The organism is Actinacidiphila oryziradicis (assembly GCF_005047355.1).
GTDB lineage: Bacteria > Actinomycetota > Actinomycetes > Streptomycetales > Streptomycetaceae > Actinacidiphila > Actinacidiphila oryziradicis.
Window position 1 is genome coordinate 1 of the sequence record NZ_SUMC01000387.1, and the last position, 553, is coordinate 553.

The 553-nt window shown below is 69.4% G+C and carries 1 protein-coding gene; it reads right to left on the bottom strand.

What is annotated here, in order from left to right; genetic code table 11:
• Positions 1-478 (bottom strand): recombinase family protein (locus FCI23_RS56030; RefSeq protein WP_211265928.1); only part of this gene is annotated, 478 nt, incomplete at its 3' end.
• Between the last annotated feature and the right edge of the window lie 75 nt (positions 479-553).

The following is a 553-nucleotide window of genomic DNA, read 5'->3' on the forward strand; positions in this document are numbered from 1 at the left end:
CAGGATGTTCCATGCGGCCCCCGGCTTCGGCCAGAAGCCGCCGACGCGCCTCGCGTGAGCGCATCCCGTACACGCGACCGGCAAAGGTGGCCACCAGCGACATGAAATCGTCCAGCAGCTCCTCCATCCCCCCGGCCGCTCCCTTGGCATGCAACACCTCGACAGAGACCCGGTGATGGGCCAGTACCTGGATCAACCAGCCCGCACCGAAACGAGCCAGCCGGTCGCCGTGAGTGACCCGCACATGGGTGAACTCACCCTTCGCGGCCCGCTTCAACAGCCGGTCGAGCCCCGGCCGTGACTCCCGCAGCCCCGAGGCACGGTCCTTGAAGACCGCGACCACCACGCCCGAAGCGGATGCCCGCAGCTCGGCCTCCTGCGCGGCCAGCGACGACTCCTGCCCGCTGGTGCCCGAAACCCGCACATACAGCGCCTCACGACGCCCGGCCACATCCGGGCAGCCGGTCAGGACATCCAACGCCTCGCTGGAGAAGCGCCGTTCACGCCCCACCCACACCACCGGAACCCTGCCCTCGTTCGCCCACAACCGCAG